General features: G+C 56.6%; 12 protein-coding genes. 1 reads left to right on the top strand and 11 read right to left on the bottom strand.

Annotated features, from left to right (window positions below):
• Positions 1 to 1,111: 1,111 nt before the first annotated feature.
• From ACQY36_RS07115 to ACQY36_RS07095, 5 genes are all read right to left on the bottom strand, one after another.
• A complete protein-coding gene (locus ACQY36_RS07115; protein ID WP_428078549.1) occupies positions 1,112 to 1,495 on the bottom strand; it encodes a Bbp16 family capsid cement protein in 384 nt (127 codons plus the stop codon).
• Positions 1,496 to 1,503: 8 nt separating this feature from the next.
• The gene (locus ACQY36_RS07110; protein WP_428071962.1) at positions 1,504 to 2,481 is read right to left on the bottom strand and encodes a major capsid protein; all 978 of its coding nucleotides are present in this window, start codon (positions 2,479 to 2,481) and stop codon (positions 1,504 to 1,506) included.
• Positions 2,482 to 2,492: 11 nt separating this feature from the next.
• On the bottom strand, positions 2,493 to 3,101 hold the full coding sequence (locus tag ACQY36_RS07105) for a hypothetical protein (RefSeq protein WP_428071961.1): 609 nt from the start codon (positions 3,099 to 3,101) through the stop codon (positions 2,493 to 2,495).
• A complete protein-coding gene (locus tag ACQY36_RS07100; protein WP_428057134.1) occupies positions 3,101 to 3,403 on the bottom strand; it encodes a hypothetical protein in 303 nt (100 codons plus the stop codon). The genes ACQY36_RS07105 and ACQY36_RS07100 overlap by 1 nt, the downstream gene beginning before the upstream one ends.
• Positions 3,404 to 3,602: 199 nt before the next feature.
• Positions 3,603 to 5,246: a portal protein gene (locus tag ACQY36_RS07095; RefSeq protein WP_428078547.1), complete on the bottom strand. Its 1,644-nt coding sequence runs from the start codon at positions 5,244 to 5,246 to the stop codon at positions 3,603 to 3,605.
• A 94-nt stretch (positions 5,247 to 5,340) separates the two neighbouring features.
• On the opposite strand from ACQY36_RS07095, the gene ACQY36_RS07090 reads away from it, so the two are divergent.
• Positions 5,341 to 5,520 carry a hypothetical protein gene (locus ACQY36_RS07090; protein WP_428057138.1) on the top strand — a complete coding sequence of 60 codons (180 nt, stop codon included), beginning with the start codon at positions 5,341 to 5,343 and terminating at the stop codon, positions 5,518 to 5,520.
• 420 nt (positions 5,521 to 5,940) lie between these two features.
• Here ACQY36_RS07090 and ACQY36_RS07085 read toward each other — a convergent pair whose 3' ends face one another.
• The 6 genes from ACQY36_RS07085 to ACQY36_RS07060 form a co-directional block, all read right to left on the bottom strand.
• Positions 5,941 to 7,056, bottom strand: coding sequence for a hypothetical protein (locus tag ACQY36_RS07085; RefSeq protein WP_428078545.1), 1,116 nt, complete (start codon positions 7,054 to 7,056; stop codon positions 5,941 to 5,943).
• 36 nt (positions 7,057 to 7,092) lie between these two features.
• Positions 7,093 to 8,397 carry a hypothetical protein gene (locus ACQY36_RS07080; RefSeq protein WP_428078543.1) on the bottom strand — a complete coding sequence of 435 codons (1,305 nt, stop codon included), beginning with the start codon at positions 8,395 to 8,397 and terminating at the stop codon, positions 7,093 to 7,095.
• A gap of 44 nt (positions 8,398 to 8,441) precedes the next feature.
• Entirely contained in the window at positions 8,442 to 9,725 is a 1,284-nt protein-coding gene (locus tag ACQY36_RS07075) for a hypothetical protein (RefSeq protein WP_428078541.1), read from the bottom strand.
• Between the two features lie 98 nt (positions 9,726 to 9,823).
• Complete coding sequence (locus tag ACQY36_RS07070; RefSeq protein WP_428078539.1) at positions 9,824 to 11,140, bottom strand: terminase large subunit domain-containing protein; 1,317 nt, start codon at positions 11,138 to 11,140, stop codon at positions 9,824 to 9,826.
• Complete coding sequence (locus ACQY36_RS07065; protein WP_428078537.1) at positions 11,137 to 11,565, bottom strand: hypothetical protein; 429 nt, start codon at positions 11,563 to 11,565, stop codon at positions 11,137 to 11,139. Before ACQY36_RS07065 ends, ACQY36_RS07070 begins: the two co-directional genes overlap by 4 nt.
• Positions 11,566 to 11,745: 180 nt before the next feature.
• A complete protein-coding gene (locus ACQY36_RS07060; protein ID WP_428078535.1) occupies positions 11,746 to 12,231 on the bottom strand; it encodes a type IV pilin protein in 486 nt (161 codons plus the stop codon).
• Positions 12,232 to 12,275: the final 44 nt, after the last annotated feature.

The following is a 12,275-nucleotide window of genomic DNA, read 5'->3' as shown; positions in this document are numbered from 1 at the left end:
AGTATTTTTATTTTTATATCTATTTTTAACATATTTTTTAACGCCTTATTTGAGAAAATAAAAACGGCCGGATTTTTAGCAGCTGTTTCTCTCTTTCCAGGGATAAAAATAATATGTTTTAATTATTATTTATCCACAAACTAAGGTATACCCGGGATATTGCAAGACCCGGGAGTTTTGGAACGAGACGCATATACTGCTTGGCTATTGTTGACCCGATTGGTATATTGGTATATAGGACAGGCGGTGCTTATTTCGCCGGGCCGCTATATTTCAGAAATATGCCTATCCCCAGGCTCCCTCCAAGCCTGTCCCTGGCCGTCCCGCAGGGGAAGCGCGCCGGCATACGGGGCAAACGCCTGCAGGCAGAACGCCGTCCTGGGCCGCCACCGCAAAGAAAGCAGGCCCACCGCTTGAAAAAAAGGCGGAACACGCGGACCAAATCGCTCAGCAATTCCGCCGCAAAAGGCCAAAATGAAGCTCCCCCGTTCCCTTCCTGTCTGTTTCCCCCCAAAAAACCTCCTTTTTAGGCGATTTTAAGCAAAAACGGCCCTATTTTAAGCGTTTTTGAATACCCCGCAATAAGACCATTCCCCTATACGTTTTAACAAGCCGCGTTTTGATTTAGAAAGCTCGGTCCGGCTCGTTTTACAGCCATCCGCAGGCTAAAACTAAAAACAAACATTTTAAAAAGATGCGCGGCTAAGGTGCGCGAATTTTGACCAACCCCGGTTTGGGCCGCATCCGCAAAACAAAGCACATTTAAAGAAACAAAATGGAAAAAATCACCAACAGGCAAGCCACAAAAAACGCTGCACAAACGGACGGGAGCAGAGCCGTACGGCGCGGGGTATAAGGAACTGGAAAAAAGTACAAGCGCACACTTGTCAGCCACTGCGTCCAGGCAAGGGAAAAAGAGGCGGCGTCCCCCCCCCCCCCCCGCGGCAGACCGGGCAGCGGACTGAAGCCCAAAAAGAAAAAACACCGCTTCCTCTTCCCGGGCCGGGGCGGCCTGAAGCGCAGTAGGTAATGCCTTACCGGCAGACCGCCCCTTTCCATCCGCCGGGCGTTTTCGGCTCCGCCCGGCGGATAGTTTGGCAGGGAACAGAAACTACTTCATATCCACCGCATCGGTTACGAAGCAGGACAGTTTGCCCGCCGTAGCGGAACCGGTAACGGTGTAATACGCGCGCAGGTAGCGTTTCGCGCCTGTCGGCATGGCCAGGGCAAATAAGTTTTTCACTTCGCCCAAGTCGGCCAGCGCAAACGTGGCGGACAACAACTCTTCCGCGTCCGTAAACTCGGCGGAATCGTCGGTCTGCAGGGATACTTTCAGCTGCGTAAGCCCCGCAAAAGCTTCATCTGCGCGGCAGACCACAAACAATGCGCCCGGCACGGCGTTGCCGGCGGCGCCCAAGTCAATGGTATGGGCGGAAGCGGCGGAAGAAGCGACGGTCTGTCCGTCGGACATCATAGCGTTTTGATCAAGTAACATAGTTTCTCCTATTTCACCACGGCTTCGGTGTCAACGATCGCGTCGCAGACGTGCACCGGGATTTCGTTAAACGTCATCAGCGGGCGGGAAGTAATCTGGTCCGGCGTGTACTGTACGTTGGTGCGGTTGCTGGTCAGTTTTCTAAGCGCGGCCTTGACGGTGCGGTTCATATACCACACGGGTTTGCCCATGGACAGGCTCTGGATGCGTTCTTCCAGCTCACACATCTGGTCAATCAAGTCCGACGGTACGTTTTCCACGTCAATGTTGCAGATGCGGCCGGCGTATCTCCAATCCTGCACCGCCAGGCCGAGTTTCCACTCAAAGTATTCTTTATAAGCGGGGTATTCGTTGCCGTCCGCGTCTACGTGATTGACGAGGCCGTGGTCCACGCGCTGGATGCCGGCTTTGGAACCTTTGGGGAAGAACGTGAACACTTTGTCGGTGTCCCACACCACGAGGTAGATGGACGAATTCTGCCCGTCCGTCTGCCCGCCGGCGTCAATTACGTTGCGGGAGCTTTCCGCGCCGTCCAGCTCGCAGTAGCGCGCGGCCAGGCCGGTAAAGCGTTCCGGGTTTTTGCCCACGTTGCCGTAGATGAGGTTGGACGCCATGGTGTTGGACATTCCGGCGATAATCGCGCGGGACTGCCCGGTGCGCACCGCTTCCACGTGGCCGCCCTTTTCGGCCACCAATTTATCCACCACGGAATAGGCGGACAGGGTGCCGTACGATTCCACCACCACTTTCGTCGTGGCCTTGGCGGGTTCAATGCCTTGGTAGGCGCGCCGCCAGGTGCCTTCCGGAATGCCGGTTCTGACGGCGTATTCGTGGCCGCTGTCCAAAGAGCTTTCCGCCACCAGCGCGTCGGCGATGATGTCGTTGGACTGGCTTAATACTTCGGCGATAGCCAGTTCCTGGCCGGACGGGTCAAACTGCTTTGCGTAGTCAATGAGACTATAGTATTTGTCAGCAATAATTGCCATGTAATTCTCCTTTAATTGTTTTTGCCGTACAACGCCTCGGCGAAGGTTTTATCCCGCGGGGCGGCGGGTTTGCCGCCGGGGCAGACGTCTTCGCTGATACTTTTGCCAATCTCGTTAAAGGTACGGACGATGACGGGATGGTTTCCAAGCCCGGTGGCTTCCAAGAGGGCTCTGAGTTCCGGGCCGCCGAAGGCCTCGGCCGCGCGGACGGCGAGGGAGATTTCCTCCTCACAGCGCGCGCCGTATAAGGCCTTGGTTTCCCGGGCCCAGCGTTCCACAATCTGCCGTTTTTCTTCTGCTCCGTTCTGCGCGCCGGAGCGGGCGTAACGGGTTTCAAAATCCAGCAGTTTTTGCACTTGCCCGCACGAAAGGCCCAGCTCGCGCGCAAGGTCTTTCAATTCCTCCAGCGCGCCGCCGGGCAGAGTTAAATCTTCCGGCAATTGCAAGCCCTCGTAATCGGCCTGGTCTTGGACGGGGTCCGTCCTTAAAGTGTCCCGGTCCGGGGTGTTTGTTTCTTCCCGGCCCGGAGCGGGCGCGGCGGACAGCCGCGCGGACGGGGCGTTCAAATTGGTTTCCTGCGGCTCGGTCTGCGCGCCGGCCGCGTGTTCGGTTTCGTTCATCAGTTCATCTCCTCGCTAAGGCGGTTGATTTCGTTTTGTTCGGACTGCACTTCAGACATATACTCCCCTCTCATCTGCGCATACGCGCCGGGGGCGGCGTCCTCTATTTCGGCTAATAAAAACAGCCCGATGCTGCGCTGCCCGCAGTGAAAAGCCGTTGCCTGCGGGTCGCCCGGCACAAAGCCGTGCTGTCTTATCTGCGCGGCCTGCAGCAGCCGCCACAGCAGGCGGCGGCCCTGCACGGTTTTTAACACGGCCTGCAAATCGCAGGCGTTTCGTTTTTTAAGTTGTTTTTCGTTCATAAAAGAATTGGGGAGAGAGAACAGTGCCGGCCTTTTCTCTCCCCCCGGCCCGCACAGCGCTCGGTAATTTTAGGCGCCTGCGCCGGGCCTTTTGGGGTTGTTTTTTGGGGTAGGCGGAAACAGCCTGCCGGAGAACCGCTTCCGCTCTGCGCCGGGCCGTAACGCTTATAAGGACGCGCCCGCCGCGCAGCTTTTGTTTTTACTTTTCCGAGAGGGCTCCCGGCGTTTTAACGCCGGAAGCGGGGGCTCCGCCCGGCCGGGCGTCCGCGCGGGCGTTGTTACTGGACGGCCGGGCCCCGGCGGCCAGCGCCGCCTCCAGCCGCGAACGGCGCAGCGCCTGCGCGTCTTCCGCGCTTCTTAACAGCGCGGGCGCGACGCCCAGGGTGTTTAACCCCTCTTCCAGCGCGCGGTCGTAATCCACGCGGTCCAGCACTTCGGGCCGGGCGGCGGCCAGAGACGCCGCATAGTTCAGCCCCTGCACCAGGGACGCGAGCCCCGCGGCTTTCTGCGCTTGTGCAATCATGGACACATATTCCACCTTCATTTCCAGCCCCTGAATGCTTTGCGGCGCGGCGGGCAGAAGCCCCTGGCGCGAAAGCAGGTTAAAAGCGCGGTCAATCAGCGGGTCCAGCAGTTCGTTTTTCAAGCGTTCCAGCACGGGGCCCAGCACCAGCATTTTTTCCTGGTGGCGTTCGGCCACTTCGGCGGCGGTCATATTGGAATAATTTTGCGCGGTGAGCATTAAAAATACGTCGGCAAAGAATTGGGAGCGGATGGTGGCGCGCACGGACTGGATGGACGCTTCCAGCGATTTTAAGTCCGGCTGCACCTGGTAGGCGGGCTTGACGGCGGCGTCCGTCGTGCCGTTATAGCGGGTGATTCCGCCGGGCAACAGGTTTACTTCTCCCTGCACATTGGACGAAACCATCATCGGCGGGTTAGTGCTTTTGTCCAGCGCGACGAGTTTGGTTTTCTGCATTTTCTGAAGCATTTTTACGTCGCCCAAACACTTCCACCCCGGTCCGCGGCCGTAACTGTCGGAAGCGTTTTTCACTTCCCAGCGCGCGGCGATGACGGGAAATTCCCGGTATCCGCTTTCGCGCAGGATTTTGCCGTCTTCCGTCAGATATACGGAGCGGTAGGGCATATGTTTATTGTCCGCTTTGTCCGGGTCGGCGGAGCGGTTGGGCAGAATCAGGTGAATAATTTTATGCCAGCGGGCCTGGCGGTTTTCGTCGCACTCGCGTTTGACGGCGGGCGGCAGGGCGGCGGCGCCGAAGGTTTCCTGCATTTGGGCGGCGGTCATAAAGAACTCACGCCCGAAGCGGTTTACGCGGCCGGAAGCGTCGGTACCCAGGACGTATTCGCCAATGGTAAACGGACGGCAGCGCAGGCCTTTTTCCGGGTCTTCTTCCAGCAAAAACGCGGCGGTGCCGAATACGGCAATCTCCTGATAAAAGCCGTGCAGTACGCTGTAGACATTACTTTTGGCAAATACGTCTTCCAGGTGTTTTTTTACTTCCAACACCCACTCGCGCGCGCCGGGCAGTTCCATCAGCTCTTCGGGCGCGAGGGCCAGGTCAAACCAGCTGCGAGACGGACTCGTCAGCCCGCTCATCATCCCGGCGCAGAGCACTTCCACGGCCAGGCACGGGTCGGAATCCAGCAGGGTTTTATGGTCAATGCGGCGGCCTTGGTTGGGCGTTTGCCCGTCAAAAAAGCCGCGGGTGGGCGCCAGGTAGGCGCAAAGGTCCTTCCAGACGGGCAGCCAGGAGGCTCGCTCGCTTTTCAGCTCGCCGTAAAGGCGGAGATAATCGGTTGTCGGTTGGTTATTATTTTTCATAGGCGGGCGGGTTTATAACCCAAAATCGCAGCGGCGGAGGCGTGCGCGGGAGAGAGAAATTTACTAATATAGAAGAAAGAAGGAGGGTAAAATTATGATGAGCATCATCACCATTTTGGTGTTTGTGGTATTGCTGGCCGTACCGGGATTTTATATTATTACGCGCAAACTGTTTCCCAAAGGAAGCAAAAAATCGGCCATGTGGCTGTCCGTACTGCTGACGGCGCTTTTAGTGGGTATTCTGACGTTTGTAACGGCTTCCACCCCGGTGTAGAAAAAGTCTTTCGGATGAGAACCCGCCCCTGACAGGGCGGGTTTTTTATGCGTTTTCAAAGCGGTTTACCGACGGATAAGCACTCCCGGAAAGCCGTCAAAAAGGCAAAACGGCGCCGCGGCGGGGCATAAAATACCCTTAAACAAGACAGTAAAAAATGATTTGGGAGAAATACGGTAAGGACTTACCGCTATTTTTTAATTATAGCATAAAAATTATCTTTTTGTCAAGCAATATTTTGCAAAAAGGCCGGGCCGAACACCATTCTAAGAAGAGAACAATCGGATTAATTTTTGCCAAAAGGCAGGGAACGCCTAACAAAATAAAGGCTTCTGTTTCAGGGGGCGCATCCACGCCAAACGCGCGGCCTTACCGCAGGCGCGGCCTCTTCCGCGGGGCGCAGACGCAGGCGAAAAACGCTCAGCGGGCGTGCAGAATCACCGTCATATCCGTGCCCATAATTTTTTTAAGACCGGTATCTTTTTTCCACTTTTCCACCAGCTTGGCGTCGGGGGACGAGCGGAACTGGCCGCGAATATCGGGCGTTTCGCGCAAATAACGGAAAAGCGGATTGTTAAGCGGCAGAAACTCCGGCGTGGTAAACAACACCACAAATGAGCGTCCGCCCAACAGGGACGAGAGATTAAAATCTTCCGAATATCCCACATGGCCAAACCCCGCATACACCACAATCAGCGCGTCCGGCGCGGCGGCGCGCAAAGCGCGCAGGTATTTGCTCCACGCCCGGTTGCGAAAACGCATGCCTTCAAAAGAGGTGGCAAACTCTTCATACATTTCCGGCGTGGGGTAGGAGGAGGTCTCGCGGACGATTTCCTGCAAAATGGCCGTTTCCGGCTCCAGGCCGATGACGGGAATCCCCGCTTCCAGCGCGGCGTTAAGCACGCGGGTGGAAGCCCGCGGCGTACCTTCCAGCAGCTGTGCGATTTCGCGCGGGTCCGTCACCGCGTTTTCCACGGAAAAGGGGATATTTTCAAAAGCGGGCAGGAACTCGGTCGCCAGATAAATTTTTCGGCCGGGATACGCTTCGGGCAGCGCGCGGACCAGGTTCTCTATTTCCGCCGCCAGCCCGGGCACGTTGTGCACTTCGCCCAAATACAGATTTTGCGCGTTCTGCGGCAAATAGGCGCGGTAGGGCACGCGGCCTTTAATCACGCGGCTGGCGATATTGGCGGCAATCTCGGGCGCTTTAATATGAAAAGTGCCGTAATCGTCAATAAAACGCTGGATGGAGCGCAAAATCCGCGCGTCATTTTTAGGGCCGTAAGAGGGATAGACATTGGGGTCTAACTGCAGGCTTAAATGGGAAAGCATCAAATCCGCGCCGTGGGCTTTCATCACGGCGGGCGGCAGTTTTAAACGCATATTTCCCAGTTCAAAATATCCGGCCTTATTGGCGCCTCCGCGCAGCAAAATGCGGGCCTGGTTGGACAAAAACGGCTTTGCCGGCACCTGCGCATATGCGGCGGCGGAAAAAAGCAAAACAAGGGAAGTCATCACACACGTCGTTTTATTCATAAGAAGCTCCAGCGCGTTTTTAATACGGCGGGCCGCTTAGCGGCCGGGCACGACAAAAGCATAATCAAACCCCGTCCGGCGGCCCAGCAGGCGCGCGTCTTTTCCGCGCCAGTGATACAGCAGGCTGGTTCCGCCGCAAGGCTCAAAAATCATATGGTTTTTCCCCCATACGGGATATAAGGCGTTAAAAACCGAAGGCGTATTTTCCGTTATCTCCACCACCGCGGGATTTTCTTTGGCAAAAAATTTCGGCACCGAAAGCGGCGTCAGCCACGAGGTATGCCCCATCCCCGCATAGACGATAAACAGCGCGTCCGGGTCGGTCCGGCGCACTTCGGCCATTTTGGTTTCTATCACGCGCGCCCAAATTTTGTTGCGCTCCGTCAGGCAGAATAAAGAATTGTCTTCTTCAATCATTAGTTCGCCTTCAAACACCACTTTTTGCGTGGGGTCTTCCAGCGGATAGATTTCCGTCCCGCGGCCCAGCAGTTCAACGAATGTTTCCGTAGCGTACGGCAAATGGACGGAGGCGTCTTCCCACGGCACGAGCCTGACCGGAAAAATTTCTTCCTCCGCCGGGCGGCGGTAATACGTGGCGACGGTATTGCGCGCGCCGGGGTTGACGGGCGGCAAATCAATAAATTCGGTAAACAGTACGATGCGGCGGCCGGGGTTCCGCCCCTGCAATTTAACTATCAGCCGCTCCACCGCGCGCTGTACATACGGGGAATGATGTATTTCCCCCAGCATAACCAGCTTTTCCTGCGTCAGGGCCGCGGCCAGATAGTCTATAGCGTCGGAAGACATAAGGGTAAACAAATCGTTTTCTCCGCGGGCGGGGCGGGCGCGGAGCCAGTCCAGCGTGTCGGCCAGGCGGGCGCTGAAAAACAGGCTCATTTCGTTGTTGCGAAGCGACGTAGGCGTAGGCGAAAGCGTAGGCGCGTATAAATTTTCCAAAAGCGGCACGGAAGCCGGATCCTGAAAACGGGTTTCCCACAAAGCTTCCACTTGAAAATAGGATTTTTTCACCATGTCCTCCAAAAGAGGGGGCCGCTGACGGAGTTTCATCCGTTCGTGGATTTTTTTAACGCGCGCCGCTTCTATCGCGTCTTTCATTTGAGGAGTGATATGCGTAATTCCGCCGGCGGAAAGCTCCGGCGTTCCGGCCCGCGCGGCCCAGGCCGCGCGCGTTACGGCGGCGCGCACCGCGGAAGCGGACGAAGCGGCCGGCGCGCTTTGCGCCGCGCCTTTTTCCAGCGCGCGCACAGCGGGCAGTACCTGTTTCTGCGCCCACAGCGGAGCAGAGAAAATTAAAGAAAAAATAAAAACCAAACAACGCATATATATTTCCTTCACGGACGTAAAATTTCCATTCCGCCGGGCTGTTATTTGGCGGCGGGGGCGGAGATATCCGCCTCTTCAAACGGCACCAGCACCTGCACGTCAAAGCCGAGCGCTTTGGAATAATTTTTGCCGTTCCCCCACCGCGCGAGATAAGGCCGGGGCACTTCGGCCAGGCGTCCGGGGTCTTTGCCCAACAAAAAGCCTAAAAATCCGTTTTGAAAACCGTTTCTAAACTCCACCGATACCGGGTTTTCGTCTTTTAACATAACCGGCAGGGATTCCATCACGCTTTTGTTAATATGCATATTCCCCGCGTATACGAAAAATACCGCGTCCGGGTCCGTGCGGCGCGTTTTCTCCATCGCAAAACGGATGATGCCTTCCCAGTATTTATTGCGCACCGGCATCGCCCGAAAAGACGTATTGGCCACGGCAAATTCCAGCCCGCTCATTTCGCCGAATTTCTGGTAAGTATACTGCAAATCTTCCAGGCCGTAAATTTCCATATCCAGCAAGCGGCCCAGCTCATACACTTCGTTGGAAAAAGCGGGATTGGTTTCAAAAAAATCCGCCGGAACGGCCTGCCCGGGCTGCCAGTAGCGGGGATGCTTATCCGGCAAAAATTCAGAAAACAACACCATTTTGCGGCCCGGATACTGCGCGCGGTACGCTTTTAAGAGTGCCACTATCTGCCGCCGCTGGCTGGCGCGGCCGTGCACTTCGCCCAGCATGACCAGCCGGGCTTCGGGCCCGATGGCGCTCACCAGCTGGCCGGGCGCGTCCAGCTCGCTGATTTTTAACGCGGAAGTAATTTCCTCCCGGTGCGACTTCACATACGCCGCCTGTTTTTTAAACGCGGGCGCGGCATTTAAAATCCATTGGTTGTTTTCCAGCGAAAAACGGGTAGGAGTGGTTAAGAAAGGATAAAAATCCAAAAACAGCCGCGCTTCCTCTGGCGTAAATTCCAGCCGGGCCAGAGCGGCCGCCTGCGCGCGCAGTCGGGCGGGCGCGGAGGCTGTTACAAACTCTTTCAGCGCGTCCAGGCTCCGCAGGGTTCCGGCGCCGGGGCGGCTTAAACGCACCAGACGGTTTATTTCGCCGGAAAGCCGTTCCAGCGTTTGCAGGCTTACCGTCGCCGGGGCCGCGTAACGAAGCGGCAGGGAAAGCCGCGCGGCGTTTTTTATCCAGCCCGTATTTTTTAGCGCCGCATATCCGGCCGACTGCGCCGCGCTTTTCTCCAGCGCACGCAAAGCGGGCAGTACCTGTTTCTGCGCCCACAGCGGGGCGGAAACCAGCAAGAAAGAAAGTGCTAAAATCTTACGCATAAACGCTCCGTTATTTTACTATACGTCTTTAACGGCAAAACCGACAGAGCCTTTAGGCCCATTTCCCCCGGCCAAAAAGGCCTACGCGTACGTGGGACCTAGAGCACGTCGTATTCGCTCCGGGCGAACTCGCTGGCGCACGCGCGCGGACGCACCGGGGCGGCAAACGTCAGGGCCAGCGCGTCGGCGATATCCGGGCTTTTGCCGCAGCGTTCTTTGATTTTTTCCTTAGGTTCCAGGCGCATCCGGCCGGCCGCGTCAAAATCGTAGCAGACCTGGCATAAATCGGCTTTTAATTCCGGGCACTCCGGCAAAGCGCCGCCGGATTTAATCCACGCGGCCATTTCCCCCCACATTTCCGCCCTTTTGTTGGCATACTGCCCCGGATGCGAAGGCGCGCCGCCAAACGGCACTTCCGTCACGCAAAAGCCCAGCTGGCGCACGCGGTCAATCACCCCGCCGCCGCAGCCCGCGTCCACAAACACCGCGTCCGGGCGGAAGGATTCAATCTGGCGCGCCACCCGGTCGGCCAGCGCCATATTGTCCAACCGCCTAAATACCAGCGGCTCAAAGGCTTTTAATCCCTGGCGGCAGCAAATAACGCTGCGGTCGTCGCCGAAGCGGGCCGGATCCACGCCGATGGTCTTGGGCGCAAAACGCAGTTCGGCCGGGCCGTACGTGCGCGCGCAGGACGCGGACACCGCGTCAATGGGAATTAAGATATTCTCCGCGCTGGCGGTAAAATCGCACAGGTATTCCTGCCGGAAAATATGTTCCGGCGTTTCGCGCCGCAGGCGTTCCAGCTCGCCCGGGGCAATCACGCCGGACTCGTCGGCGCGGAACACCCCCACCCACCACACGCCGGGTTCTTTTTGCGCGGCTTTTTGGGCGCGGTTAAAAAGTTCAAAAAACGCGTTCTGCCCTTTGGGCGTACCCATAAACACGGCCCAGCCTTCGCGCGAGAGGAGCATAGGCCGAATGATTTCAGTAAACACGTCCGGCTTGATTTGCGCGTACTCATCCAGCACCACGCCGTCGGCGTAGGTGCCTCTTAGCGCGTCGGGGTTATCCGCGCCGCACACCCAAATCCGCGCGCCGCTGGGCAGTTTTACGCACAGTTCCGCTTCATTTACCGCGGCGCCGGGGAGCGGAGCCGAATAGCGTTTTAAATAATCCCAGGCAATCATTTTAGCCTGCTTTAAAAAGGGGGCAATATAAAAATAGCGCGGATGCGGACGGGTGTTTTGCAGCGCTTTCTTTAGCAGATGGTTGACGGCGCACACCGTTTTGCCCAGCTGGCGGTGGGTTACCAGTACGGAAAAACGGTGGGATTCCAGCTGCGGGTGGATTTGCGCCTGCGCGGGACGCGGATGATACGGGATGACGACAATCAGGTCGGACGGACGCTTCCTCATTTTCCCTCCTCCCAGCGCACGACAAGCGGCGCGGCGGAAGCGGGTTCTTCCTTGCCGTCTTTCCAGCCCAAAATATTTTTGGCGGTAAACACGGCAAACGAGGAGGAATAATTCCCCCGCAGGCTGTTTTGGATGAGGATGTTGCCCTGTAAATCGCGCGCTTTTTGGGCGGCCTGCCGGAACGCGGGATATTTCTTCTCCCACGCGTCCAGCACGCTGCAGGTGGTGCCCAGCAATTTGGCAAACGCGGCGAAGGTGGGCAGTTCGGCGGCGGTTTCCACGAGGGAAACGGAACCGTCGCGCTTCATGACTTCGGTAACGGTAAAGGGGGCAACGTCAAAGAATTTTAACAGCCGCTCGCAAAATTCAGGATGATATTTAAGCGGCGGGGTTTTAGCGGCGGACAGACGGGTTTTGGCGGGCATATACACTCCGTGGAAAGTAGGACAAACGGCACAGGCCGGGCCCGTGGGAACGGACGCGGAAAACTCGGAAAGTAAAAGGAAAGTGCGGGCGGACGCCCGGGAGATAAAAAAATTACAAACCGCCTGATTGCGTTTTGTAATTATAAATATATTATAGCATAATAAAATTTTTTTGTCAAATTAATTTTTACTCCAATCTTCTCCGATATGATAAGCAGTCCCCAAATTATATTTGGGCCAGCCCAAACTTTCCGCCAGCCGGGCCCCTTTTTCCGAATACACATAACAAAACCCCCGCGTGCCGGCCCAATGGAAATCACACGTCCAGGTATCGTATCCGGGCAGTTTAATGTTGGTGCGGATATAATGGCCGCCCTGGTCATAGAACTCCCGCGTCCCCAGCATAGCCACTTCTGTACGTCCGGCAGAACCGGCGCGCACCGAGTCCCAAATATCCAAATCGGACACCAATACGGCGTTTGCCCCGTTAGCCAGCCGGTACATCCGCAGCGCGTCCCGAAGCGCACGCGCCTGCAGCACAAATTCGGCCAGCCGCGCTTTAGCCGCCGCTTTTTGATACTGCGGCACCGCAACAGCGGCTAAAATGCCGATAATTAATACGACCACCAACAGCTCTATTAACGTAAATCCGAGGCTTTTCTGCACGGGATATATCCCCCTATTTATATAAGTTGATATCCCCAATTTAT

This window comes from Candidatus Avelusimicrobium alvi (assembly GCF_958451995.1).
Classification (GTDB): Bacteria; Elusimicrobiota; Elusimicrobia; order Elusimicrobiales; family Elusimicrobiaceae; genus Avelusimicrobium; species Avelusimicrobium alvi.
This window is presented reverse-complemented; position numbering and strand designations above follow the sequence as displayed.

Bases quoted from the DNA above. Each gene is read 5' to 3' on its own strand.
- ACQY36_RS07115 (WP_428078549.1), bottom strand. From the start codon at position 1,495: ATGTTACTTGATCAAAACGCTATGATGTCCGACGGACAGACCGTCGCT.
- ACQY36_RS07110 (WP_428071962.1), bottom strand. From the start codon at position 2,481: ATGGCAATTATTGCTGACAAATACTATAGTCTCATTGACTACGCAAAG.
- ACQY36_RS07105 (WP_428071961.1), bottom strand. From the start codon at position 3,101: ATGAACGAAACCGAACACGCGGCCGGCGCGCAGACCGAGCCGCAGGAA.
- ACQY36_RS07100 (WP_428057134.1), bottom strand. From the start codon at position 3,403: ATGAACGAAAAACAACTTAAAAAACGAAACGCCTGCGATTTGCAGGCC.
- ACQY36_RS07095 (WP_428078547.1), bottom strand. From the start codon at position 5,246: ATGAAAAATAATAACCAACCGACAACCGATTATCTCCGCCTTTACGGC.
- ACQY36_RS07090 (WP_428057138.1), top strand. From the start codon at position 5,341: ATGATGAGCATCATCACCATTTTGGTGTTTGTGGTATTGCTGGCCGTA.
- ACQY36_RS07085 (WP_428078545.1), bottom strand. From the start codon at position 7,056: ATGAATAAAACGACGTGTGTGATGACTTCCCTTGTTTTGCTTTTTTCC.
- ACQY36_RS07080 (WP_428078543.1), bottom strand. From the start codon at position 8,397: ATGCGTTGTTTGGTTTTTATTTTTTCTTTAATTTTCTCTGCTCCGCTG.
- ACQY36_RS07075 (WP_428078541.1), bottom strand. From the start codon at position 9,725: ATGCGTAAGATTTTAGCACTTTCTTTCTTGCTGGTTTCCGCCCCGCTG.
- ACQY36_RS07070 (WP_428078539.1), bottom strand. From the start codon at position 11,140: ATGAGGAAGCGTCCGTCCGACCTGATTGTCGTCATCCCGTATCATCCG.
- ACQY36_RS07065 (WP_428078537.1), bottom strand. From the start codon at position 11,565: ATGCCCGCCAAAACCCGTCTGTCCGCCGCTAAAACCCCGCCGCTTAAA.